The following is a 22968-nucleotide window of genomic DNA, read 5'->3' on the forward strand; positions in this document are numbered from 1 at the left end:
CCACCCGGGTGGTTGCCGGGGGCGGGTGCACCGCCCCCCCCCGGGTGCGGGTGGGCCCCGGCCCCCCCCCCCCCCCCCCCCGGGCGGCCCCCCCCCGGGGGGGGGGGGGCGCCCCCGGCCGGTGGGAAATGCGGTGGTGCCCGGCGGTCCGTCCGGTCACCATTCCCCTCATGATCGAGATCCGGGTGCTCACCCCCGATGACTGGCCCACCTGGCGCGAACTGCGGCTGGCCGCCCTCACCGAGGCGCCGGGAGCGTTCGGCTCCCGGCTCGCCGACTGGCAGGGCGACGGTGACCGCGAACAACGCTGGCGCGACCGGCTGAGCATCCCCGGCTCACACAACCTGGTGGCCGTCCTGGACGGGCGTCCGGTCGGGATGTCGAGCGGCACACCCACGGCGGACCCGTTGACGATGGACCTGATCTCGATGTGGGTGCACCCCGACGCCCGCGGCAAGGGTGTAGGCGACCGCCTGGTGGACGAGGTGGCACAGTGGGCCCGCGAGCGCGGCGCCAGCCAACTCAGGCTCAACGTCAGGCCCGACAACGCGCGGGCGAAGGCCCTCTACCACCGCGCCGGCTTCACTCTGAGCGACGAGCCGGACAACCTGACGCCCGATGGCGAACAGGTCATGCTCCGCCCCCTCTGACCCGCGCCCGCCCCTCCTCCCGCACCCTTGCCGCGATCTTGCACTTTCAGTCGCCCGATCGCGGCTTATGCACTTTTCGCCGGGACAGAAACTGCAAGATCGGCGGGGGTGGGGGTGGGGGTGGGGGTGGGGGTGGGGGCGGGGGTGGGGGCGGGGGCGGGGGCGGGGGTGGGGGCGGGGGCGGGGGTGGGGGCGGTGGGCGTTAGACCAGGCAGTTGACGATCTCGGCCACCGAGCGGCGGCGGCCGGTGTAGAACGGGACCTCTTCGCGGACGTGCCGGCGGGCGCCGGAGGCGCGCAGGTCCCGCATCAGGTCGACGATCCGGTGCAGTTCGTCGGCCTCGAAGGCGAGCATCCACTCGTAGTCGCCGAGCGCGAACGAGGCGACCGTGTTGGCCCGTACGTCCGGGTAGCCGCGGGCCATCTTCCCGTGCTCGGCCAGCATCTCGCGCCGCTCGGCGTCGGGCAGCAGGTACCACTCGTAGGAGCGGACGAACGGGTACACGCAGATGTAGGGGCGGGCCTCCTCGCCGGCCAGGAACGCCGGGATGTGGCTCTTGTTGAACTCCGCCGGCCGGTGCAGCGCCATCTGCGACCACACCGGGGTCAGCGCCCGACCCAGCGTGGTGCGGCGGAACCGCAGGTACGCGTCCTGGAGCGCGTCGGGGGACGCGGAGTGCCACCAGATCATCACGTCCGCGTCGGCGCGCAGCCCGGAGACGTCGTACACGCCCCGGACCACGACGTCCTTGCCGGCCAGCTCGTCGAAGAGCGACACGACCTCGCCGGTCACGTTGTCCCGCAGCGAGGGCAGCGGGGAGCTGGCCCGGAACACCGACCACATGGTGTAGCGGATGCTGTCGTTCAGCTCCCGCAACCGGGCCGCGTTGGTCTGCTCGGTCATCTCGCCGATCCTCCCAGTGCTGTGATGATCTCTTCGGCCGCCGTCTCGCCGGAGCGGACGCAGACCGGGATGCCGACGCCGTCGTAGCCGGCGCCGGCGAGGACCAGTGTGGGGTGCGCGGCCCGCAGCGCCGTCCGTGCGGCGGCGAGCCGGTCGGCGTGCCCCGGCGCGTACTGCGGCAACGCACCGCCCCACCGCTGCACGTGCCCGTCGACCGGGGCGGGCAGCGGGGTGCCGAGCACCGCGGACAGCTCGCGGTGCACGGTGGCGGCCAGGTCCGCGTCGGGGCGCTGCAGGTGCGCCTCCTCGCCGTACCGGCCCACCGAGGCGCGCACCAGGGCCAACCCGTCCGGCCGGCGCAGGTGCCCCCACTTGGTGGTGAAGAAGGTCGCCGCCTTGATCAGCAGGCCCTCGGTACCCGGCACCAGGAAGCCGGACAGCTCGGGCAGTCGCGGCTGCGGCAACGCCATGGTGACCAGGGCGACGCTCGCGTAGTCCAGCGCGCCGACGCCCGCCGCCACCGCCGGCGCGGGGCCGGCGAGCAGCCGCGCCGCCGGTCGCGCCGGCACCGCCAGCACCACCGCGTCCACGTCGACCAACTCGGGGTCGCGGGTCGGGCCGACGGTGAGACGCCAACCGGTTTCGGTCGCTGTCAGCTCGCGCACTGCGGCGTCCCGCCGTACCGTCGCGCCGCTGGCCGTCACCGCCGCCTCGACCAGGGTGCTCAGCCCACCGGCCAGGGTGCCGAAGACCGGGGCGCCGGGCGCACGCGGCGCGGCGGCCTGCGCGGCCCGGACCGCGCCGACCAGGGTGTGCTCCACCCGGGCCGCGCGGGCCAGCGCCGGCATCGTCGTGACCAGGGAGAGATCGTCGGCGCGGCCCGCGTACACGCCGCCCAGCATCGGGTCGACCAGTCGCTCGACCACCTCGTCGCCGAAGCGGGACCGGACCAGCGCGCCCACCGAGACGTCCGCGTCCGGCCCGACCAGCGGCCGACCGCCGTCGGTGTCGGCGTCCGCGGCCGGGCGGGCCACCGTGGTCACCCGGTCCAGATCCCCGGGTACGCCCACCAGGGTGCCGCCCGGGATGGGGCGCAGCCCTCCGTCGATGACCAGCGCGGCCTGCCCCACCGTGGGGTGCACGATCTTCTCGGCCAGGCCGAGCCGGCGGGCCAACGCCACCGCCGCGCTCTCGGCGCCGGTCGGGTCGCGCATCAGGAACGACTCCGCGCCGAACTCCACCTGCTGACCAGCCAGCTCCCCGGTGCGCAACTTTCCGCCCAGGGCGCCGGACTGCTCGTACACCGTGATCTCGGTGCCGGCCGGAGCGCGGTCGCGCAGGCGGACCGCGGCGGCCAGCCCGGCGATCCCGCCGCCGACCACCGCCACCCGCCAGGGCTGCCGCATTCCCGGTCAGCCCTGGTCGGCCCGGCGGCTGGACAGCTCGTGCACCAGCGCGACCACCCGGGTCAGGACCTCCGGGTCGGTCTCCGGCAGCACCCCGTGGCCGAGGTTGAACACGTGCCCGGGGGCGGCCCGGCCCTGCTCCAGGATGCGGCGCACCTCGGCCTCGACGACCGGCCACGGCGCGAGCAGCACGCACGGGTCCAGGTTGCCCTGCACCGCCTTGTCCGCGCCGATCCGGCCGGTGGCGACGTCCAGCGGCGTACGCCAGTCGACGCCGACCACGTCCGCCCCGGCCTCGCCCATCGCGCCGAGCAGCTCGCCGGTGCCCACCCCGAAGTGGATCCGGGGCACCCCCGCGTTGACGAGCCCGCTCAGCACGGTTGTCGAGTGCGGCAACACGAAACGGCGGTAGTCGGCCTCGGAGAGCGCGCCGGCCCACGAGTCGAACAGCTGCACGGCGGAGACGCCGGCGTCGATCTGCACCCGCAGGAAGGCCAGCGTCACCTCGGCCAGCCGGGCGCAGAGCGCGTGCCACAGCTCGGGGTCGCCGTACATCAGGGCCTTGGTCTTCGCGTGGGTGCGCGACGGCCCGCCCTCGACCAGGTAGCTCGCGAGGGTGAACGGCGCACCGGCGAAACCGATCAGCGGGGTGTCACCCAGCTCGACCACCAGCTGCCGGACGGCCTCGTCCACGTACGAGACGTCGTCGCGGGTGATCCGGCGGATCCGTTCCACGTCGGCGGCGGTGCGGATCGGCTCGGCGACGACCGGGCCGGTGCCCGGCACGATGTCCAGGTCGATCCCGGCCGCGGCGACGGGCACCACGATGTCGCTGAACAGGATGGCGGCGTCCACGCCGTGCCGGCGTACCGGCTGGAGGGTGATCTCGGTGACCAGCTCCGGGCGGCGGCAGGACTCCAGCATCGGCACGCTCGCCCGGATCTCCCGGTACTCCGGAAGGGAGCGGCCGGCCTGGCGCATGAACCAGACCGGGGTGTGCGGAACGGGCCGACGTCGGCAGGCCCGGATGAAGGGCGAGTCGGCCGGTCCGCCGGGGCGGGAATCTCCGTCTCGGGCGACAGTGCCCGTGGTGTCCGTGGTCATCGCCGCAATCGTGCCACGCCCGCCACCCCCAACCGGGTGGGGGTGAGAGGAAGGGCACCGTTCCTTACGTCGGAGTCGAAGCAGGGGCCCCTCGGTGAGCGTCGGCGCGCCGTCGAAGCGGGGGGCGGGCGTCGGCATAGGCTGCCGACATGGCCCCCCCGATCGCGCTCCCGGAGACGTTCGCCCGCGCGGTCGCCGGGCTGCGGTCGGCCGCCCCCCGGCCGGAGATCACCCTGGAGGAGGTCGGCGCCCCCCAGCGGCTGGCCCCGTACGCGTTCGCGCTCGCCGCGACCGTGCTGCGCGACGACGACGAGGTGGCGACCGGCCGGCTGATCCTGCTGCACAACCCGGTCGGGCACGAGGCGTGGCAGGGCACTCTGCGGCTGGTCACCTACGTGACCGCCGAGTTGGAGGTCGATCTGGCCGCCGACCCGCTGCTGCCCGGGGTCGGCTGGACGTGGCTGACCGACGCGTTGGACGCCCAGGACGCCGGCCACCGGGCGATCGGCGGGACGGTGACCCAGACCATGTCGACCCGGTTCGGCGATCTTGCCGGGCCACCGACCATCGGTGACATCGAGATCCGCGCGTCCTGGACGCCTGTCGACGACGACCTGACCCCACACCTGCTCGGCTGGTGCGCGCTGCTCGCCTCCACCGCCGGTCTCCCCCCACCCGGCGTGACCGCCCTCTCCGACCGCCGTCCCGCCGGCGCAGCCTGACGTTCGGCCCTCGAGAGGACACTTTGCGGACACCTGATCGACACACGCCGGACCGGCTGCACCCGTCGGATCTCCGCGCGCACTAGGGTTGGCAGGTGACCGACGAACCACCCCTGCGCCGTCGGCCCACCGAAGAACTTCCGGGAAACGCACCCCAGCACCCGCCGTCGGCCCAGCCGCAGCCGGCGGGCGAGGGGGCCGACCCGGCCGACGGTGGGCCCGTTCCGCTGATCGCCCCGCGTGACGGCACCCCCGATCCGGTGGCCGCCCCGGCCGAGCTTGCCGAGGTCGTGGCCCGCTTCGCGGCCGGCACCGGCCCGGTCGCCCTGGACGCCGAGCGGGCCTCCGGCTACCGCTACAGCCAACGCGCGTACCTGGTGCAACTGCGCCGGGCCGGTGCTGGCACAGCGCTGATCGACCCGCTGCCCCTGCCCGACCTCAGCGCGCTGGACGCGGTGATCGGCGAGGCGGAGTGGGTCCTCCACGCGGCCAGCCAGGATCTGCCCTGCCTGGCCGAGGTGGGGTTGCGTCCGCGCCGACTGTTCGACACCGAGCTGGCAGCTCGACTGGCCGGCTTCGAGCGCGTCGGGCTGGCCGCGCTCACCGAGCAGCTGCTCGGGTTCACCCTAGAGAAGCACCACTCGGCGGCCGACTGGTCGAGCCGACCGCTGCCCGAGTCGTGGTTGACGTACGCCGCCCTCGACGTGGAGCTGCTCACCGACCTTCGCGACGCGCTCGACGCCGAGTTGACCCGGCAGGGCAAGTCGGCCTGGGCCGCGGAGGAGTTCGCCGCGCTGGTCCGCACCGGGGCACGCCCGCCGCGGGTCCGCGCGGAGCCGTGGCGGCGCACCTCGGGCATCCACCGACTGCGGGGGGCTCGAGCCCAGGCCCGGGTCCGCTCGATGTGGTACGCCCGGGACCAGATCGCTTCCCGGCGGGACGCCGCTCCCGGTCGGGTGCTGCCCGACTCGGCGATCATCGCCGCGGCCGAGCTGGACCCGAAGGACGAGAAGACCCTGCTGACCCTGCCCGGTTTCGGTGGTCGGTCGGTCCGTCGGCTGGCCCGCACCTGGCTCGCCGCGCTCGACGACGCCCGGCAGTTGCCGGAGGATTCGCTGCCGGTCTCGCCGGCCGTGGAGGGCCCGCCCCCGCCGCACCGGTGGGCCGAACGGGACCCGGTGGCGGCCGGTCGGCTGGCCCGCTGCCGGGAGGTCGTGATCCGCATCGCCGGTGCGCACAACCTTCCGCCGGAAAACCTGATCACTCCGGATTCGGTCCGCCGGCTGGCGTGGACCCCACCGGAGGAGATCACCGAGGAGTCGGTCGCGGAGACCCTGCGCGGCCTCAACGCCCGCGAGTGGCAGATCGGCCTCCTCACCGCCGACCTGACGGAAGCCCTAACCCCAACCCCCTAACCCACCCACCCCACCCTCTCTCTGTTGATCATGAAGTTATTGCCATGCGCACCGGCGTGTCTCGGCAATAACTTCATGATCGACCGGAGCCGGGTGTGGGGTGGGCCACAGCGGGGGGTGGGGACGGGGTTGGTTACTGGCGAGTAGCATCCGAGGGAAACGTGCCCGTGTCGGCGACCCTTGTTCGGTCCGGCGTGCCGCCCGGCGTGAAGGCCGAATCACGGTCGAATAGGAGGCTCAAGTGCCCCGTGAAGTTCGCGACGTCGTCTTCGTCGACGGCGTCCGTACCCCGTTCGGCAAGGCGGGTGGCATGTACGCCAACACCCGCGCCGACGACCTGGTGATCCGCTGTATCCGGGAACTGCTGCGTCGCAACCCGCAGCTGCCCCCGGAGCGGGTCGAGGAGGTCGCCATCGCGGCCACCACCCAGATCGGCGACCAGGGCCTCACCATCGGCCGCACCGCCGCCCTGCTGGCCGGGCTGCCCAAGACCGTTCCCGGCTTCGCCATCGACCGGATGTGCGCGGGTGCGATGACCGCGGTCACCACCGTGGCCAGCGGCATCGCCATGGGCGCGTACGACATCGCCATCGCCGGTGGCGTCGAGCACATGGGCCGCCACCCGATGGGTGAGGGCGTCGACCCCAACCCGCGGATCATCGCGGAGAAGCTGGTCGACCCGTCCGCGCTGGTGATGGGCTCGACCGCGGAGAACCTGCACGACCTGGTCCCGCACATCACCAAGGCACGCACCGACGCGTTCGCGCTCGCCTCGCAGCAGAAGACCGCCAAGGCGTACGCCAACGGCAAGCTCCAGGACGACCTGGTGCCGATGTCCATCCGCGACGCGGAGGGCGGCTGGGGTCTGGCCACGGTCGACGAGGCCCCACGGGACACCTCGCTGGAGAAGCTGGCCACCCTGAAGACTCCGTTCCGTCCGCATGGCAAGGTCACCGCGGGCAACGCGGCCGGCCTGAACGACGGCGCCACCGCGAGTCTGCTGGCCGACGAGGCCACGGCCCGCGAGCTGGGCCTGCCGGTCGCCATGCGGCTGGTGTCGTTCGGGTTCGTCGGCGTCGAGCCGGAGGTGATGGGCGTCGGCCCGATCCCGTCGACGGAGAAGGCGCTGCGCCTCGCCGGGCTCAGCATCGACGACATCGGCCTGTTCGAGCTGAACGAGGCGTTCGCCGTGCAGGTGCTCGCCTTCCTCGACCACTTCGGCATCGCCGACGACGACGTGCGGGTCAACCCGTGGGGCGGCGCGATCGCCATCGGTCACCCGCTGGCCTCCTCCGGCGTGCGGCTGATGACGCAGCTGGCCCGCCAGTTCGCCGAGCACCCCGAGGTCCGCTACGGCCTCACGGCGATGTGCATCGGCATCGGCATGGGCGGCACGGTCATCTGGGAGAACCCGCACTGGGAGGGTGGCAACAAGTGAAGGCACCGAACGAGGTCGTCACCCGGGCGCTGCTGCGCCAGGTGAACGTGCCGGGGCTGGACCGGCCCGCCGCCCTGATCACGCTGGACAACGGCCTCGACCACACCAAGCCGAACACCTTCGGCCCGGGTGGGCTGGCCAGCCTGGACGAGGCGATCACCGCCGCGCTGGCCGCCGACCCGGCGTTCATCGCGGTCACCGGCAAGCCGTACATCTTCTGCGTGGGCGCGGACATCGTCGGCCTGCCGCAGCTCGCCGACCGCGCGCAGGCGTTGGAGATCGGCCGGCTCGGCCACCGGGTCTTCGCCCGGCTCAAGGACAGCACCGTCCCCACGTTCGCGTTCGTCAACGGCGCGGCGATGGGCGGTGGCCTGGAATTGGCGTTGCACTGCCACTACCGGACGCTCTCCGGCGGCGCGGCGGCCCTCGCGCTGCCCGAGGTCTCCCTCGGTCTGGTGCCCGGCTGGGGCGGCACGCAACTCCTGCCGAACCTGATCGGCATCCCGGCAGCGACCCAGGTGATCATCCAGAACCCGCTGATGCAGAACAAGATGCTCAAGCCGAAGCAGGCGGCCGAGCTGGGCATCGCGGACATCCTGTTGGAGCCGGCGGACTTCCTGGAGCGGTCCCTGGAGTGGGCCGCCAGCGTGGTCCGGGGTCAGGTCACCGTGACCCGGCCCGAGGTCGACAAGGACATGTGGGCGGGCGTGCTCTACTTCGCCCGGGAGACGCTGAACCAGCGGCTGCACGGCGCGGTCCCGGCCGCGTACAAGGCGCTCGACCTGCTGGAGACGGCGAAGGACGGCGACTTCGCCGCCGGCACCGCCGCCGAGGACGAGGCCCTCGCGGACCTGGTCTTCTCCGAGGAGCTGCGCAGCGGCCTGTACGCGTTCGACCTGGTGCAGCGGCGGGCCAAGCGCCCGGCCGGCGCACCGGACAAGGGCCTGGCCCGCACGATCACCAAGGTCGGCATCGTCGGCGCGGGCCTGATGGCCAGCCAGCTGGCGCTGCTGTTCGCCCGCCGCCTCCAGGTGCCGGTGGTCCTGACCGACCTCGACCAGTCCCGGGTGGACAAGGGCGTCGGCTACGTGCACACCCAGATCGAGAAGGCCGTCACCAAGGGCCGGATGGACAAGGGCACCGCAGCCAAGTTGTACGGACTGGTCAGCGGCACAGTCGACAAGAGCGCCTTCGCCGACGCGGACTTCGTCATCGAGGCGGTCTTCGAGGACCTGGGCGTCAAGAAGCAGGTCTGGGCCGAGCTGGAGAAGATCGTCTCTCCGGAGGCGGTGCTCGCCACCAACACCAGCTCACTGTCGATCACCGAGATGGCCGCCGAGTTGGAGCACCCGGAGCGGGTGGTCGGCTTCCACTTCTTCAACCCGGTGGCGGTGCTGCCGCTGCTGGAGATCGTCCGGGGCGAGCGCACCGACGACGTCACCCTGGCCACCGCGTTCGCGGTCGGCAAGCAGCTCAAGAAGTCGAGCGTGCTGGTCAAGGACGCCCCGGCGTTCGTGGTGAACCGGCTGCTCACCCGCTTCCTGGGCACCGTCTTCGCCGCCGTCGACGCCGGCACCCCGCTGGACGTGGCGAACAGCGCACTGGACCCGCTGGGCCTGCCGATGCGCCCGCTCGCCCTGCTCCAGTTGGTCGGGCCGGCCGTCGCGTACCACGTGGGCGGCACCCTGCACGCCGCGTACCCGGACCGGTTCGGGGTCAGCGAGAACCTCAAGCGGATCGCCGACTCCGGTCAACCGATCGTGGTCGACGACCAGGTCAACGAGGAGGTCGCCAAGCTGCTCGTGGTGGGTGACCAGCCGTTGACCGCCGAGCAGGTACGCCAGAACGCCCTCGACGCGCTCGCGCAGGAGATCCGGCTGATGCTGGACGAGGGTGTGGTCGCCGAGGCGCAGGACATCGACCTGTGCATGATCCTGGGCGCCGGTTGGCCGTTCCACCTGGGCGGCGTCACGCCGTACCTGGACCGGACCGGCACCTCCGAGCGGGTCACCGGCCAGCGGTTCCTGCCGCGCGGTGCGGCGAGCCTGCCGGCCTGAGGAGATAGCAGCACCACCGTCGCGGTGGTCGGACCGTCCCTCGTGGACGGGCCGGCCACCGCGACCGTTTGTGCTCAGGTGATCGCCGGGTGCGGATCTCCGCGGGGACAACGGCGAGCTCCGCGCCGGGTTAGGATCACGCGTTTTGCACCCCCATCTTGGAGCTGACTGATGTCCCAGCCGCCGGCCAATCCCTACGGCCCGCCGCACGATTCCCCCGACCCGTCGCAGCAGCCGGGTCAGCAGCCTGGCGGTTGGCCGCCGCCGCAGCAGCAGGGACACCCGCAGCAGCCCGGTAACTTCCCGCCCGGACAGCCGGGTTTCCCGCCCGCACAGCCGGGTTTCCCGCCCGCACAGCCGGGCTACCCGCCCGCACAGCCGGGTCAGCCGTACGGTGACCCGAACCTGGCCGGCGGCCCGCCCCCGGCGAAGAAGTCGAACGTCGGCAAGATCGTGCTGATCGTGTTGGCCGCGGTGCTGGTGCTCTGCCTCGGTGGCGTGGCGATCACCTGGTTCGTCGTGAAGGACGACGTGGGCGCCGTGGTGGACGCCAGCAAGACCCGGGTGGTCGCGCCGGCCACCCTCGCCGGCCGACCGAAGCTCACCAATCCGGAACTCCTGGCGGCCGCCGAGCAGGCGGTCGCCGGGATGAAGACGGCGGCGGGGAACGAGACGAGCACCGTCGCCGCCTTCTACGGCGAACCGACCAAGCAGGACCTCGTCATGATCGCGGGTGTGTCCGGGCTGCTGTCGGACCCGAAGAAGGAACTCGACGCCTACGTGAGCGGCCTGTCCAAGCAGCTGACGGTGGGCGAGATGACGGCCGTCGACGCCGGCCCGCTCGGCGGTGAGGCGCGCTGCGGCGACGGCAAGGCCGAGACCGTGCCGCTGGGCATCTGCGTCTGGGCCGACCGGGGCAGTCTGGGCATGGTGGTGATGTACTTCAAGTCCGCCGAGCAGGCGAAGGCCGAGTTCACCACGATCCGGGGCCAGGTCGAGCAGCAGTCCTGATCCGTACGGAGCCCGGGGCCCCGGCCACCCTCGGGTGGTCGGGGCCCCGTGCCGTACGTCGACGGTCAGGCCGGTTCGGCCACCGCTGCCGCGGCCCGTGCCGCCGCCGCTGCCGCCCGCTCGGCGGCGTTGCCGAGCACGCAGAACTCGTTGCCCTCCGGGTCGGCGAGCACCACCCAACCACCACCGGTCGGACTGACGTGGTCGGCGACGAGCGTCGCGCCGATGCCGAGCAGCCGCTCGACCTCCTCGGCCCGGGTCCGGTCGGCGGGTTGCAGGTCCAGGTGCAGCCGGTTCTTCACCGTCTTGCCCTCGGGCACCGCGATGAAGAGCACCTCCGGGCCGCCCGGCGGCAGGAGCATCGCCTCCGGGTCGCCGGGGAAGTCGTCGGGCTGCCGGGGGCAGTCGAAGACCTGCGCCCAGAAGCCGGCCAGGGCGTACGTGTCGTGACAGTCGATGCTGATGTTGTGGATCGTCGAACTCACAGTGGTCCTCCACGGTGGCGACGTGGTGCGGCCCCGTTGCCGGGCGCGGCGCACCACGCAGGAACTGGTTTCCCCTTCGAGAGTGGGCGATCAGCGCCCGACCCGTACGGGGGCGCTCCGCCTCCGGGACGTCAGCCGACGCTGACCCGGGGCGCGGAGCCAAACATTGGTGGACATCGACGCACCCCCTTCCCTCTCGAGCTGACGACGCGATCCTGTCATCGGTCGAGCGAGGCGCGCAACCCCGTTCAGCCAGCGGTGGGCACCGTCCCGGGCACCGCCGGGGCGTCCGCCGACGGCAGGGTGACAGTCACCTCCAGGCCACCACCCGACTGCGCGACCACCCGTACGGTGCCGCCGTGCGCCGTGCAGACCGCCCGGACGATGGACAGCCCCAGGCCGGAGCCACGGGCGCCGGTGCGTTCCCGACCGCCGCGCCGGAACGGCTCGAACAGCCCCGGCACGTCGGCCTGGTCCACCTCGAAACCGGTGTTCCCCACCACCAGCCAGGACCGGTCGCCGTCAGTGCCGGTACGCACCCAGAGCCGGCCGTGCAGGTGGTTGTAGCGGACCGCGTTCTCGATCAGGTTCCCGGCCAGCCGGTCGAGCAGCCCCGGGTCTCCGACGACCGGCGCGGACTCCAGCGACGTCTGCACCCGCAGGCCGATCCGTTCCACCTCGCGGCGCATCGCCGACAACGCGTTGGCGGTGCCCGCCGCGAGGTCACACTCGGTACGCCGACCCAACTGCCGCCCGGCCTGCGCCTCACTGCGGGCCAGCACCAGCAGCGCGTCCACCAGGCCGTTGGCCCGCTCGGAGGCGTCGCGGACCACTGTCGCCATCCGCCGGTACTCGGCGGCGTCCGCGTCATCGTCGCTGAGCGTCACGTCGATCTCCGTCCGCATCACGGCGAGCGGGGTACGCAGCTCGTGCGAGGCGTTCGCCACGAAACGTTTCTGGGCCTCGAACGCGGACGCGATCCGGTCCAGCATGGCGTCGAACGTCTTGGCCAGCTCGGCCACCTCGTCGTCGGCACCCGAGTAACCGATCCGCTGGTCCAGGGTCGCCTCACCGAGCCGCTGCGCGGTCGCCGTGACCTGGTGCAGTGGGCGCAGCGCCCGGCCCGCCACCGCGTACGCGCCGGCCACCCCCACCACGCTGATCGCCAACAGCGCGACCAGGCCCTTGGCCAGCAGCTCCCCGGAGGCGGCATCGACCAACTGCCGCTGCCACTGGGCGGCGTCCATCTCCCGGCCGTCGGAGAGCAGCACGGTCGTGCCGGGCACCAACTCGTCGGTGGGTCGCAGCGCGTCGCGGACCAGCAGCCAGGCCAACAGCACCAGGATCGCTCCGGCCCCGACGAGCAGCACACCGTTGAGCAGGGTCAGCCGCAACCGCAGGGTGGGCCGCAACCGCCGGCTCATGCCCCTACCTCGGCGGTGCGGTAACCCGCGCCGACCACCGTCTCGATCAGCGGCGGGTCACCGAGCTTCTTGCGCAGCGTCATCACGGTGACCCGGACGATTGTGGTGAACGGGTCGGTGTTCGCGTCCCAGACCCGTTCCAGCAGCTCCTCGCTGGAGACCACCGCGCCGCGCGCCTTGAGCAGTTCGCAGAGCACCCCGAACTCCTTGTTGGTGAGCTCCACCGGCACACCGGCGCGGGTGGCCACCCGGCGGGCCGGGTCGAGCACCAGGTCGGCCAGTTCGAGCACCGGCGGCGCGGCCGGGGTGGCCCGGCGGCCCAGCGCCTGCACCCGGGCGACCAGCTCGTCGAAGGCGAACGGTTTGGGCAGGTAGTCGTCCGCGCCGAGCTGCAACCCCTCCACCCGGTCGGCCACCGTGCCGCTGGCGGTGAGCATCAGCACCCGGGTCAACGCGCCGGAGGCCGCCAGGTCGGCGCAGATCTGGTCGCCGTGCACGCCGGGCAGGTCGCGGTCGAGCACCACCACGTCGTACCGGGTGACGAACGCCGCCTCGTGGCCGGCGTCGCCGTCGTACGCCACGTCGACCGCCATCCCCCGCTTGCGCAACCCGCGTGCGATCGCGTCGGCGAGGTTGCGCTCGTCCTCGACCACCAGTACCCGCATCCCGGCCTCCTCGCTGCTGACCACCGCCAACCTAGTGCCGGCTGGCAACCCATCGTCCCTCGCCGCCCGCGCCGGCTGGCGTTGCGGGCCACCGCGGCGTACGCGATGCTGGCCGGCGGCACCGAGCGACGGACGGACCTGGCATGACCACTGCGGCACCACCCACCCGACGGGACATCGCCTACCGGGGTTTCCACCTGCCGGCCGACACGTCCGGCGGCAGCGGCGACGGCCTGCTCGCCAGCGGTCGAGGGCTGGCCCTCGACGGCGTCGCCCGACGGGGCACCTGGACGTCGCCGCCGGTACCTGTCGGCTTCGCCGTCGTTGAGGTGGTGCCGTCCTGGACGGCGGACACCCCGGACGGCTGCTGGATCGAGGTCGACCTGCGGGGCTGGCACGACGACGCGCCCGGCACCGACTGGTACCGGCTGGCCCACTGGGCCGCCGACGACCACGCGGTGCGACGCACCTCGCTGCCCGGACAGCGCGACAGCGCCGCCCGGGTCGACACCGACACCTTGATCGTGACCGGAGCGACGGTCACCGGTTGGCAGGCGCGGGTGACGTTGTGCCGGCCCGCCGGTAGCCCCGCCGGCCCGGTGCTGCGCAGCGTCGGCGCGGTCGCCACCGGACCAACGGGCGCTGACCAGGGGTACGCGCCGGAGGCTGCCTCGTCCGCCGCCTGGGGCCGGGTGCTGGACGTGCCGCGCTACTCGCAGCGGCTGCACGCCGGCCAGTACCCGCAGTGGGGTGGTGGGGGCGACTCCTGGTGCAGCCCCACCTGCACCTCGATGGTGCTCGCCTACTGGGGTGCCGAGCCGGCGCCGGACCGCTACGCCTGGGTCGAGCCGTCCGGCCCGCGTCCGGTGGTGGTGCACGCCGCCCGACACTGCTACGACCACGCGTACGCCGGGGCCGGCAACTGGCCGTTCAACACCGCGTACGCCGGTCTGCACGGGGTGGACGCGTTCGTCACCCGACTGCGGTCACTGGTCGAGGCGGAGGCGTTCGTCGCCGCCGGCATCCCCCTGATCGTCTCGGCCGCGTTCCGGGCCGACGAGGTGCCGGGGCTCGGGTACGACACCAGAGGGCACCTGATGGTGCTGGTGGGCTTCACCGTCGACGGCGACCCGGTGCTCAACGACCCGTACGCCCCGGACGACAACGCGGTCCGTCGTACCGTGCCCCGGCGGGGTTTCGAGGCGGTCTGGCAGCGCGGCAGCGGCGGGGTGGCGTACGTGCTGCGACAGGCGTCGGTGCCGCTGCCCCCGCCACCCGCCCAGGCCAACTGGTGATCAGTCGGCCAGTTTCCAGAGCTGGTACGAGTTGGCCGCGGCGGCACTGCACACCAGGTAGCCGGTGATCGCCTGACACTCCCCGGTGGCGTCGGGCAGCACGTCCACGATGTGCACCTTGCCGGCGCCGATGTCCAACTCGCCGACGAGCACCCCTCCGTCGGGATGCCGGCGGATGCCGACCAGCCGACCGCCGACACCGAGTTGGTACAGCTCCCATTGGCCCAGGTCGGCCAACTGCTGGCCGGTCAGCGCATCGAGGACGACGTACTGCTCCGGCGGACCGACACCGTTGAGGTTGGCCATCAGCCGGCCGTCGGCCGCCCAGGCCCAACCCCACTGGCTGCTGCGCCAGCGCACCTCCCCGGTTGCCGGGTCGAGCGCCTGCAGTTCGTTGTTGCCGGTGCGCACACACAGGACGGGGCCACAGTCCAACGCGAAGTCGACGTGCAGCCTGGCGCGGGTCCAGCGGGGCACAAGCTGGTCCAGCCCGTACGCGGTGACCGTGCCCGAGCCTCTGTCGATGGCCAGCAGCAGGTCCTTTGTCAGGTCCAGTCCGATCGGACCGCCGTCGGGCGGGCGCAGGTCGGCGCGGGCCAGCACCGCGCCGGTGACCGCGTCGCGTACCTCGACCGGCCCGTCCAACTGGTTGAGCACCACCCGGTCCACCCCGAGCCCGGTGCCGCGCACGCTCATGTCGGCGCTGAGCCCGGAGAGCTGCCAGCGCACGGTGCCGCAGCAGGGATCCACAGCGCGCAGACTGGACGGTAAGGTCTCGCCGCCGCTGCGCAGCAGCAGGTTGCCGTCGGTCAGCTTGGAGACGGTGCCCGGCTGCTGCCACCGGTACGCCCCGGTCGCCCGGTCCAGTGCGACGGTGAGTGTCTCCCGACCCTCCGGGCCGATCTCGTACCCGGTGGCCAGCAGCATTCCGGCCAGTGACGTCATTCCCCAGTACCGGGCCTCCGCCGACAGCGGCGCCTGCCAGACCGGCTCGCCGTCGGGCAGCCGATACGCGGACAGCCGCGCCTGCCGCGTCGAGGTGTTGACCGGTTCCATGAGCAGGAGGAGGTCGCCGTCCACCATGACGTCGGACCCACGCTGGGCCGCCAGCGTCACCGGGGTGCGCCGGGGCGGCGACACGGCCGCGCTGGTGAGCGTGACCAGCGCGAGCAGCACGACCAGCGCGCAGCGCAGCGGGCGACCGTGGGCGCGGGGCGGGCGGGGCATCGGCTTCGGGTCGTGCCACAGTTCGCCGAGGTCGATCACCGGGCCGGTCATCGCGTCAACCGCCACAGCGCGGTCGTGCCGTCGAGGCGCTGACAGAGCAGGACGGGCAGGGACGCCTGGCAACTGCCGGCGATGCCCGGCAGCACGTCGACGATCCGCGACCGGCCGGCCACCAGATCGAGTTCGGCGACGACCATCCCACCGCGGTCGCCCCGCCGCACACCGACCAGCGGATCGTCCGGTCCGAGCACCGGCAGCAGGACCCACGCACCCAGATCGATGCGCACCTGTCCGGTCGCCGCGTCCCGCACCGTGTACCCCCGGCCGGGACTGGCCATCAGCAACCGGCCGGACCGGACGTCGGCCAGGTTGTCCTGGCCCGCTTCCGACCACCGCACCGCGCCGCTGACCGGGTCGAGCACCTGGAGGCCGCCGGTCTGCGGTACCGCGCAGAGCAGACCACCGCAGGCGAGCACATGCGACACCAGCGTCACCTCGGAGGTCCACCGTGGCTCCAACTCGGCCAGCCCGAAGGCCACCAGCCGGGTGCTGCCGGGCGGGACGAGCAGCAGCAGGTCGTCGACGACCTGCACCCGCTGGTACGCCGACCGGCCACCGGGCAGCGTGTCCATGCTGCGCAGCAGGTGGCCGGTGCCGGCGTCGTACACCTGCACCTCGCCGGTTGGTTGCAGGAGCACGAACCGGTCGACCTGGCCCTCGGAATCGAGATGGGAGGTCGGGTTGGCGGCCGGCGGGATCGGCACCGACCAGAGCACCCGGCCGGTGTCGGGCTCGACCCCGCTCATCGCGCCGGACCCGTCCTCCCGGACGTCGGTCAGCAGCAGGCCGCCGCCGGCGGTCGGTTGCAGGGCCCCCGGCTGCTGCCAGCGTTGCCGGCCCGTGGCGCCGTCGAAGACGGTGGTCTGGAACAAGCGGTTCGGGGCGTTGACCGCCGTCGCCAGCACCAACCCCCTTTGGACCCGGACGTCGAGGTAGTCACCGGTGCGGGCCAGCGACGCCTGCCACCGCCGCCGCACCGCGGTTCCGGCCGGTGCCGGTTGGGCGTACGCGGTGAGGTAGCGGTCCCCGTCGGGTGCCGGCGGGTCGACCACGAAGACGCCGTCCCCGGCCAGGTATGCCGTGGCCGTCTGCGACGCCGGCACCAGGCTCACCGTCCGCTGCGGTGACGGCGTGGCGCCGGCCAGCACCACCAGGCTGAACACCAGCACCGCCGCGCCGCGCAGCGGGCGACCGGCGGCGCGCGGGCGACGAACCGGAGGCGTCGACGCGGGCTCGTCCCGGATCTCGCCCAGCTCGATGATCGACAACGACCGTCCTTCCGTCACCAGGTAAGGCTGGCCGACGGGTCGCCGTCCGGCAAACCGACCGTCAGCGCACCGGGCCGGCAAAAGCGACGGAACCCCGCCTGTACGATGGCGCGTCGTGGCCGTGCCGGTGGTAGACCCTTCGCTGAATTCCCTGACCGACGTCGACCCGGCCGAGGCCGAGTCGACACGGCGGCCTCGACGCCGCCCGGCCCGAGCCGACCTGTTGGCCCTCGGAGCCTATGTGCTGCTCGGCGTCTTCGTCTGCCTCAACTACTGGGGTGACGTCACCGGCCGGGTCTCCTCGCACCTGCCCACCGATCACAGCTGGTTCGAGTGGCTGTTCGCGCACGGCGCGTACTCGGTGCGGCACCTGGAGAACCCGCTGTTCACGGCCCGTCAGAACGCCCCGGACGGGGTGAACATGATGGCCAACACCTCGCTGCTCGGGGTGACCCTGCCGCTGGCCCCGCTGACCATGCTGCTCGGCACCCAGGTGATGTACGCGCTCTACCTGGGCGCGGCGCTGGCGGCCACCGCCGGCACCGGGTACTGGATGCTCTCCCGCCACCTGGTGCGGTCCCGGGCGGCGGCGTTCGTCGGCGGCGCGTTCCTCGGCTTCGCGCCGGGAATCATCCACCACGCCAACGGTCAACCGAACTTCGTCTCCAACTTCCTGCTCCCGCTGATCGTGGTGCGGGTGCTGACCCTGGGTGAGCCGGGCCGGTGGCGGCGCAACGGGCTCGTGCTCGGTGCGCTGGTGGCGTACCAGGTCTTCATCAACGAGGAGATGTTGCTGCTCACCGCGCTGGCCTGCCTGGTCATCGTGCTGGCGTACGCCGTGCAGCGGCCACGGGCCACCCGGGCCGCCGCCGGCACGTTCCTGGCCGGGCTCGGCGTCGCCGGCGGGCTGGCCCTGCTGCTCACCGCGTACCCGATCTGGTTCCAGTTCAACGGCCCGCAGTCCTACCGCGGCCTCCAGGGTGGCGTGTTCCACAACTGGGGCGAGGACCTGGTCGCCTTCGTCACCTTCGCCCGGGACACCTGGGCCGGTGACCCGGCCGTGGAGAAGACGATCGGCCTGACCGAGCAGAACACCTGGTTCGGTTGGCCGCTGGTGCTGCTCTCGGTGGTGGCCCTGGTGCTGCTCGTACGCCGCTCGCTGGCCACCCGGATCGTCGCGGTGCTCATCGTGGTGTTCAGCGTGGCCGCGATCGGGCCGTGGGTGCGGTTCAACGGTGTGGAGACCGGGGTGCGCGGCCCGTGGTCGTACGTCTCGGACGACCTGCCGCTGGTCGAGATGATGATGCCGACCCGGTTGACGCTCGTGGTCGCCGCCGCGGTGGGCGTACTGCTCGCGTTGACCTGGGACGCCGCGCACCGCCAGGGGCACCCGCTGGCCGACCGGCCGCGGGTGCCGGCCCAGCGCACCGCCGAAGCGGCCCCGGCTACGTCGGCGGAGCCCGCCGAGCCGGCCGCGCCGGTCGCGGCGCGCCGTCGGTGGCTGCGCCCGGTGGGGTACGCGGCGGTCGCCCTCGCCGTGCTGCCACTCTTCCCGCGGCCGCTGCCCGCCCAGCAGATCGACCCGCCGCCGCACTTCATCACCGCGGGCGGCTGGCGGCCGTACGTGCCGGCGGGTCGAACCCTGGTGCCGGTGCCGATCCCGAGCAACGTGCACGGCCTGCCGACGCTGCGGTGGAGTGCGCTGACCGGGCAGGAGTTCCCCGTGCCGGGTGGTTACTTCATCGGGCCGAACGAGCTGGGTGAGGGGGTCTTCGGTGCGCCCAACCGACCGACCAGCTCCCTCATCTACTCCACCATGGACAGTGGCACGGTCCCGGCGCTGACCGACGAGAACCGCCGCCAGGCCGTCGAGGACCTGCGGTTCTGGCGGGCGTCGGTGGTGGTCCTCGGGGCGCACCCCCGCGAGGCGGTGCTCCGTGAGCTGGTCACCGCCCTGCTCGGGCCACCGCAGCGGGTCGACGACGTCTGGGTCTGGGACGTGCGCGCCCTGGTGGGTTAGTCCGTCGTCGGCTCAGCCGACGCGGTCCCGGACGTCCCACAACCAGCCGCCGTCGACCGGTCGACCCGGGCCGAGCAGGTCGTCGACGGTTCGGCGGACCGGGTCACCGTGCTCCAGTTGGCCGAGGACGACCACGGCGGCACGCCAGTGCCGCAGGTCCTCGACTGCCTGGCGGCGGTCGGCGTCGGTGAGCACCGGCACCGCGCCGGTCTCGGCGACCTGCCGGAGCAGCACCGACGTGGGCCGGTCCGGCGCGCCCCAGCGGGCCGCCGGGTCGTCCGGGCCGCTGGGGCCGATGAAGTAACCACCCGGCGCGGCGAATCCCAGAGCGGCACGGGCGGACCAGAGCATCGCCGGGCTACGCCCCGCACCGGTGACCGGGGGTACCGCGACCACCGTCCGGCCGGGCGGCACCAGCGGACGCCAGCCGCCGGCGGCGACGAACGCCGGCACCGGCGCGACCGGCACCACGCGGATCGGCGTCGGGGTCAGGGGCAGCAACGCGGCGGCGACCGCGCCGGCCCACAGCAGCCGCACCGGTAGGCCCGGCGCCGTGGTCGGCCCACGCGCGGCGCGGACCCGGTCCAGGGACAGCGCCACCAGCACACCCAGCACCGGTACGCAGACCAGCGCGAACCGGGCCGGCACCGCGAGATCGAGCAGCGGCAGCCCGCCGAGCAGCCGGTACGGCCCCGGGATGCCGGTGGCCTCCCCGTCCACCCGCAGCTCGCCGCCGAGCGAGAGCAGGGCGAAGACCCCGCCACAGACGGCCAGTGCCCGGACCAACGGTCGTCGCCACTGCCAGATCACGATCACCACGGCGAGCACCAGCAGACCCGGGCCGAAGAACGAGTTCTCCTCGGTCGGGTTCGGCGCGAGCAACCCCGGCAGCCAGTCGTCACCCAGCACGGTCTGCCGGGCCGACGCGGTGAACGAGGCGACGTCCAGTTGGAAGGCCTGCGTGGCGAACGCCATCCCGGCGTAGTGCTGCGGGCCGTGGAACTGGAACCACAGCGGGTACGCCAGCGGCACCACCGCCACGCCGGCCGCCACCGCGAGCCGGCCGAACAGGGCCGGGGCGAGCCGCCGTGCGGCCACCCGGTCGGCGAGCGCGTAACCGAGCGCGAAGACCCCGGCCGCGAGCGCCAGGAAGGCCAGCACCTCCTCGCCGATGAAGACCTGCCAGACGAGCAGCAGCCCCAGGCCGACGCCGGGCCGCCACACGCCGTTCCTCGTCGTAGCGGAGGCGGGCCGGAACACCAGGGCGAGGATCGCGGGCACCAGAAACTGGGCGGCGATGTGCAGATGGGCGCCCGCCTGAGCGACCATGCCGGGGGCGAAGCCACAGATCAGCCCGCCCACCGCGGCCGCGGCCCGGGTGCCGACCAGCCGGCGGCGCAGCAGCACGTACCAGGCGACGGCGGTCCCGGCGAGGCAGCAGACGACCGCCACGCAGAACGCCACCTGCGAGCCGAAGAGCAGGGTGACCGGGGTGAGCGGGACACCCAGGCCGAGCACCGAGGTGTTCGCCATCAGGTTGACCCCGTCGGGCGCGTTCAACCCGGTGCTGTAGAGCGGGTTCTCCCCCTCGACGACCGCGTGCGCCGCGTGGGCCAACATCCACTCGAAGAGGATCTGGTCACCCGCCTGGTGGAACAGCCGCCACGGGCGACCCCACTGCCCGCTGGTCAGCACCACGGCGAGGCCCAGATAGCCGGCCACCACCAGCGCGTCCCGCAGCCAGGCCGGACGGGACGCGCCGGCCGTCGCCGGGGACGAGGTGTTCGGGGACGTCGTCCCGGTGGTCATCAGACCGAACGGTCGCTGAGCGTCCGGACGTCCCAGACCCAGACATCCAACTCCTGGCGGCCCGGGCCGACCAGCTCCTCGACCGTACGCCGCAGTGGCTCGGCGTTCTGCTGCCGCACCGGCAGCACCAGGATCGCCGCCCGCCAGTGCCGCAGCTCGTCGCTGAAGCGCCGACGCTGCCGGTCGTCCAGTTTGGGCGTACGGCCGGTGGTCGCCACCTCCTCCAGCATCTGGCCCACCCCGCTGGGACGACCGCCGAACCGGCCCGCGTCACCGGTGTTGCCGTTGCGAGGGGCGAGGAAGTACCCGCCGGGAATCTTGAAGTCGAGGTTGGTGGCCGCCGCCCAGCGCATGCCGTGTGTGTTACCCATGCTGGGCACCGGAATCGGCACCAGCGTCTGGTCCGGCCCGACGTACGCCCGCCAACGGTCCGCCGTGATGAAGTCCGGCACCGGCGGCCGGGAGACCATCCGCAGCGGCATCGGTGCGATCGGCAGCAGCGCGAAGGCCAGGCCCGCGGCGGTCAGCAGGTGGACGGTACGGCGGTCGGCCGGACGCAGTGCCCAGGCCCGCTCGACGGCGAGCGCGAGCAGCAGACCGATCACCACGCTGGTGATCAGCCCGAACCGGGTCGGCACCACCGCGTCCAGCAGCGGCAGGTGGACCAACCATTGCCACGGCCCGGTGATCAGCTCCCGGTCCCACCAGGAGACCCGCTCGCCGAGGGAGAGTACGGCGAAGAACACGCCGGTCACCGCGAGCGCCCGCACGATCAACTCCCGGCGCAGCCAGACCACGATGCCGATGGCCAGCATCGACAGGCTCCAGCCGAAGAAGGCGTTCTCCTCCGAGTAGTTCGGCGCCAGGTTGATGTTGGCTCGCTGGTTGCCGCCGAGGGTGGGCGAGCCGGGGGCGAAGAAGGCGGCGATGTCGTTGCCGTAGTCCTGCACCGCGTCACTGAGCCCGTGGTAGGCCATCGGCCCGGCGAACTGGATGTAGAGCGGGTACGCCAGCAGCGACCCGGCCAGCAGCGCGCAGGTCACCACGCCGACCCCCAGGGGCCGCCACGCCGCCCGCCACCGGGCCGGCTCCTGGGCGAGCACCGCCAACAGGAAGACGCCGCAGGCCAGCGCCGCGAAGAGCAGGATCTCCTCGTTGATGAACGCCTGCGCGGTGACCAGCAGGGCGAGCAGAGCCCCGTCCCGAACCGGCTTTGCGGAGCGGGTGAGCACCAGCACCCGCCACACGATGAACGGCAGCAGGAACTGGCTGATGATGTTCGGGTGCCAACTGGCGTGCGAGAGCATCGCGGGCGAGAACCCGCAGAACCAGCCGCCGACCGCCGCCGCGAGCGGCGTACGCACCAGGTGCCGGGAGAGCATGAGGTACCAGGCCATGGCGGTGCCGGCGAGACCGAGCGTGACCAGCACCACGAAGGAGACCGCCGGCCCGAAGAGCAGCGTCACCGGGACCATCGGGATGCCCAGCGCCAGCACGGCCGTGTTGGCCATCAGGTTGACGCCGTCCGGGTAGTTGAACTGCTCGGTGTAGAACGGGTACTCGCCGTGCAGCACCACGCGTACCGAGTGGGCCAGGAAGAACTGCACCTGGGCCGGGTCACCGGTGTAGAGCGACGCCACCCGGCCGGACGGGTCCAGCCAGATCCGGCTTGTCACCCAGAGCGCGGCGAGCAGGAACAGCCCGCCCACCGCCAGGTGCTGCCGACGCCGAGTCCACCGACGCCACCGCGCCCGCGTCGGCACCGCGTTCTCGGCCGGCGCCTCGGGCTCCGCCGGGGCCTCGGGCCCAGCCGGCGCCTGAGGCCCAGCCGGCGCCTCAGGCTCGGCCGGCGCCTCAGGCTCGGCCGGGTTCGTGGTGGGGGCGGTCAGCGCGGGCGGGCCGGCGAAGAGGCCGGCCGGTGTGCGGTAGCTCACCAGCTCGGCGGAGTCGGCTGCCGCCTCCGGGTGCGGCGCGGGCAGGGCGCGGGACTCGGCAGGCGTCACAGTCG

General features: G+C 73.1%; 18 protein-coding genes. 8 read left to right on the plus strand and 10 right to left on the minus strand.

Annotation, left to right across the window (positions count from 1 at the left end; all coding sequences use genetic code 11):
* Positions 1–170 precede the first annotated feature (170 nt).
* Positions 171–650 carry a GNAT family N-acetyltransferase gene (locus ACFYL6_RS22270; RefSeq protein ID WP_387173837.1) on the plus strand — a complete coding sequence of 160 codons (480 nt, stop codon included), beginning with the start codon at positions 171–173 and terminating at the stop codon, positions 648–650.
* Positions 651–852: 202 nt separating this feature from the next.
* Here ACFYL6_RS22270 and hemQ read toward each other — a convergent pair whose 3' ends face one another.
* Genes hemQ through hemE form a run of 3 tightly spaced genes read right to left on the minus strand, consistent with a single transcriptional unit; the run spans position 853 to position 4064 of the window.
* On the minus strand, positions 853–1554 hold the full coding sequence (hemQ, locus tag ACFYL6_RS22275; protein ID WP_196921722.1) for a hydrogen peroxide-dependent heme synthase: 702 nt from the start codon (positions 1552–1554) through the stop codon (positions 853–855).
* Positions 1551–2960 carry a protoporphyrinogen oxidase gene (gene hemG / locus ACFYL6_RS22280; RefSeq protein ID WP_387173839.1) on the minus strand — a complete coding sequence of 470 codons (1410 nt, stop codon included), beginning with the start codon at positions 2958–2960 and terminating at the stop codon, positions 1551–1553. Before hemG ends, hemQ begins: the two co-directional genes overlap by 4 nt.
* 6 nt (positions 2961–2966) lie before the next feature.
* Positions 2967–4064 carry a uroporphyrinogen decarboxylase gene (gene hemE / locus ACFYL6_RS22285; protein ID WP_387173841.1) on the minus strand — a complete coding sequence of 366 codons (1098 nt, stop codon included), beginning with the start codon at positions 4062–4064 and terminating at the stop codon, positions 2967–2969.
* 149 nt (positions 4065–4213) lie between these two features.
* Here hemE and ACFYL6_RS22290 point away from each other — a divergent pair, with 149 nt between their 5' ends.
* The 5 genes from ACFYL6_RS22290 (at position 4214) to ACFYL6_RS22310 (ending at position 10707) form a co-directional block, all read left to right on the plus strand.
* Positions 4214–4786 carry a DUF3000 domain-containing protein gene (locus ACFYL6_RS22290; protein WP_387173843.1) on the plus strand — a complete coding sequence of 191 codons (573 nt, stop codon included), beginning with the start codon at positions 4214–4216 and terminating at the stop codon, positions 4784–4786.
* 95 nt (positions 4787–4881) lie between these two features.
* Positions 4882–6201, plus strand: a complete 1320-nt coding sequence (locus tag ACFYL6_RS22295) for a ribonuclease D (RefSeq protein WP_387173845.1) — start codon at positions 4882–4884, stop codon at positions 6199–6201.
* 241 nt (positions 6202–6442) lie between these two features.
* Complete coding sequence (locus ACFYL6_RS22300) at positions 6443–7639, plus strand: thiolase family protein (protein ID WP_387173846.1); 1197 nt, start codon at positions 6443–6445, stop codon at positions 7637–7639.
* Entirely contained in the window at positions 7636–9696 is a 2061-nt protein-coding gene (locus ACFYL6_RS22305; RefSeq protein WP_387173848.1) for a 3-hydroxyacyl-CoA dehydrogenase NAD-binding domain-containing protein, read from the plus strand. The genes ACFYL6_RS22300 and ACFYL6_RS22305 overlap by 4 nt, the downstream gene beginning before the upstream one ends.
* A 171-nt stretch (positions 9697–9867) precedes the next feature.
* Positions 9868–10707: a hypothetical protein gene (locus tag ACFYL6_RS22310; RefSeq protein WP_387173850.1), complete on the plus strand. Its 840-nt coding sequence runs from the start codon at positions 9868–9870 to the stop codon at positions 10705–10707.
* Positions 10708–10772: 65 nt separating this feature from the next.
* Here ACFYL6_RS22310 and ACFYL6_RS22315 read toward each other — a convergent pair whose 3' ends face one another.
* The 3 genes from ACFYL6_RS22315 to ACFYL6_RS22325 all read right to left on the minus strand — a co-directional run bounded on the left by ACFYL6_RS22315 (position 10773) and on the right by ACFYL6_RS22325 (position 13281).
* Positions 10773–11192, minus strand: a complete 420-nt coding sequence (locus tag ACFYL6_RS22315; protein WP_387173851.1) for a VOC family protein — start codon at positions 11190–11192, stop codon at positions 10773–10775.
* 248 nt (positions 11193–11440) lie between these two features.
* The gene (locus tag ACFYL6_RS22320) at positions 11441–12616 is read right to left on the minus strand and encodes a sensor histidine kinase (protein ID WP_387173853.1); all 1176 of its coding nucleotides are present in this window, start codon (positions 12614–12616) and stop codon (positions 11441–11443) included.
* On the minus strand, positions 12613–13281 hold the full coding sequence (locus tag ACFYL6_RS22325; RefSeq protein ID WP_387173855.1) for a response regulator transcription factor: 669 nt from the start codon (positions 13279–13281) through the stop codon (positions 12613–12615). The genes ACFYL6_RS22320 and ACFYL6_RS22325 overlap by 4 nt, the downstream gene beginning before the upstream one ends.
* A 143-nt stretch (positions 13282–13424) precedes the next feature.
* On the opposite strand from ACFYL6_RS22325, the gene ACFYL6_RS22330 reads away from it, so the two are divergent.
* On the plus strand, positions 13425–14576 hold the full coding sequence (locus ACFYL6_RS22330) for a peptidase C39 family protein (protein WP_387173857.1): 1152 nt from the start codon (positions 13425–13427) through the stop codon (positions 14574–14576).
* Here ACFYL6_RS22330 and ACFYL6_RS22335 read toward each other — a convergent pair whose 3' ends face one another.
* Both ACFYL6_RS22335 and ACFYL6_RS22340 read right to left on the minus strand, forming a co-directional pair.
* Complete coding sequence (locus ACFYL6_RS22335) at positions 14577–15854, minus strand: PQQ-binding-like beta-propeller repeat protein (protein ID WP_387173859.1); 1278 nt, start codon at positions 15852–15854, stop codon at positions 14577–14579.
* The gene (locus ACFYL6_RS22340; RefSeq protein WP_387173861.1) at positions 15851–17149 is read right to left on the minus strand and encodes a PQQ-binding-like beta-propeller repeat protein; all 1299 of its coding nucleotides are present in this window, start codon (positions 17147–17149) and stop codon (positions 15851–15853) included. Before ACFYL6_RS22340 ends, ACFYL6_RS22335 begins: the two co-directional genes overlap by 4 nt.
* 109 nt (positions 17150–17258) lie before the next feature.
* Between ACFYL6_RS22340 and ACFYL6_RS22345 the strand changes: the two genes are divergently transcribed.
* A complete protein-coding gene (locus ACFYL6_RS22345; RefSeq protein WP_387174100.1) occupies positions 17259–19151 on the plus strand; it encodes a hypothetical protein in 1893 nt (630 codons plus the stop codon).
* Between the two features lie 12 nt (positions 19152–19163).
* On the opposite strand, the gene ACFYL6_RS22350 is transcribed toward ACFYL6_RS22345, so the two are convergent.
* Together ACFYL6_RS22350 and ACFYL6_RS22355 are read right to left on the minus strand one after the other, a co-directional pair.
* Positions 19164–20960 carry a hypothetical protein gene (locus ACFYL6_RS22350; protein ID WP_387173863.1) on the minus strand — a complete coding sequence of 599 codons (1797 nt, stop codon included), beginning with the start codon at positions 20958–20960 and terminating at the stop codon, positions 19164–19166.
* Positions 20960–22849, minus strand: coding sequence for a hypothetical protein (locus ACFYL6_RS22355; protein ID WP_387174102.1), 1890 nt, complete (start codon positions 22847–22849; stop codon positions 20960–20962). Before ACFYL6_RS22355 ends, ACFYL6_RS22350 begins: the two co-directional genes overlap by 1 nt.
* Between the last annotated feature and the right edge of the window lie 119 nt (positions 22850–22968).

The organism is Micromonospora sp. NPDC007208 (assembly GCF_042869175.1).
GTDB lineage: Bacteria > Actinomycetota > Actinomycetes > Mycobacteriales > Micromonosporaceae > Micromonospora > Micromonospora foliorum.

Excerpts from the sequence above, each read along its gene's own strand:
- ACFYL6_RS22270 (WP_387173837.1), top strand. The coding sequence starts at position 171 with ATGATCGAGATCCGGGTGCTCACCCCCGATGACTGGCCCACCTGGCGC.
- hemQ (WP_196921722.1), bottom strand. The coding sequence starts at position 1,554 with ATGACCGAGCAGACCAACGCGGCCCGGTTGCGGGAGCTGAACGACAGC.
- hemG (WP_387173839.1), bottom strand. The coding sequence starts at position 2,960 with ATGCGGCAGCCCTGGCGGGTGGCGGTGGTCGGCGGCGGGATCGCCGGG.
- hemE (WP_387173841.1), bottom strand. The coding sequence starts at position 4,064 with ATGACCACGGACACCACGGGCACTGTCGCCCGAGACGGAGATTCCCGC.
- ACFYL6_RS22290 (WP_387173843.1), top strand. The coding sequence starts at position 4,214 with ATGGCCCCCCCGATCGCGCTCCCGGAGACGTTCGCCCGCGCGGTCGCC.
- ACFYL6_RS22310 (WP_387173850.1), top strand. The coding sequence starts at position 9,868 with ATGTCCCAGCCGCCGGCCAATCCCTACGGCCCGCCGCACGATTCCCCC.
- ACFYL6_RS22320 (WP_387173853.1), bottom strand. The coding sequence starts at position 12,616 with ATGAGCCGGCGGTTGCGGCCCACCCTGCGGTTGCGGCTGACCCTGCTC.
- ACFYL6_RS22325 (WP_387173855.1), bottom strand. The coding sequence starts at position 13,281 with ATGCGGGTACTGGTGGTCGAGGACGAGCGCAACCTCGCCGACGCGATC.
- ACFYL6_RS22330 (WP_387173857.1), top strand. The coding sequence starts at position 13,425 with ATGACCACTGCGGCACCACCCACCCGACGGGACATCGCCTACCGGGGT.
- ACFYL6_RS22335 (WP_387173859.1), bottom strand. The coding sequence starts at position 15,854 with ATGACCGGCCCGGTGATCGACCTCGGCGAACTGTGGCACGACCCGAAG.
- ACFYL6_RS22350 (WP_387173863.1), bottom strand. The coding sequence starts at position 20,960 with ATGACCACCGGGACGACGTCCCCGAACACCTCGTCCCCGGCGACGGCC.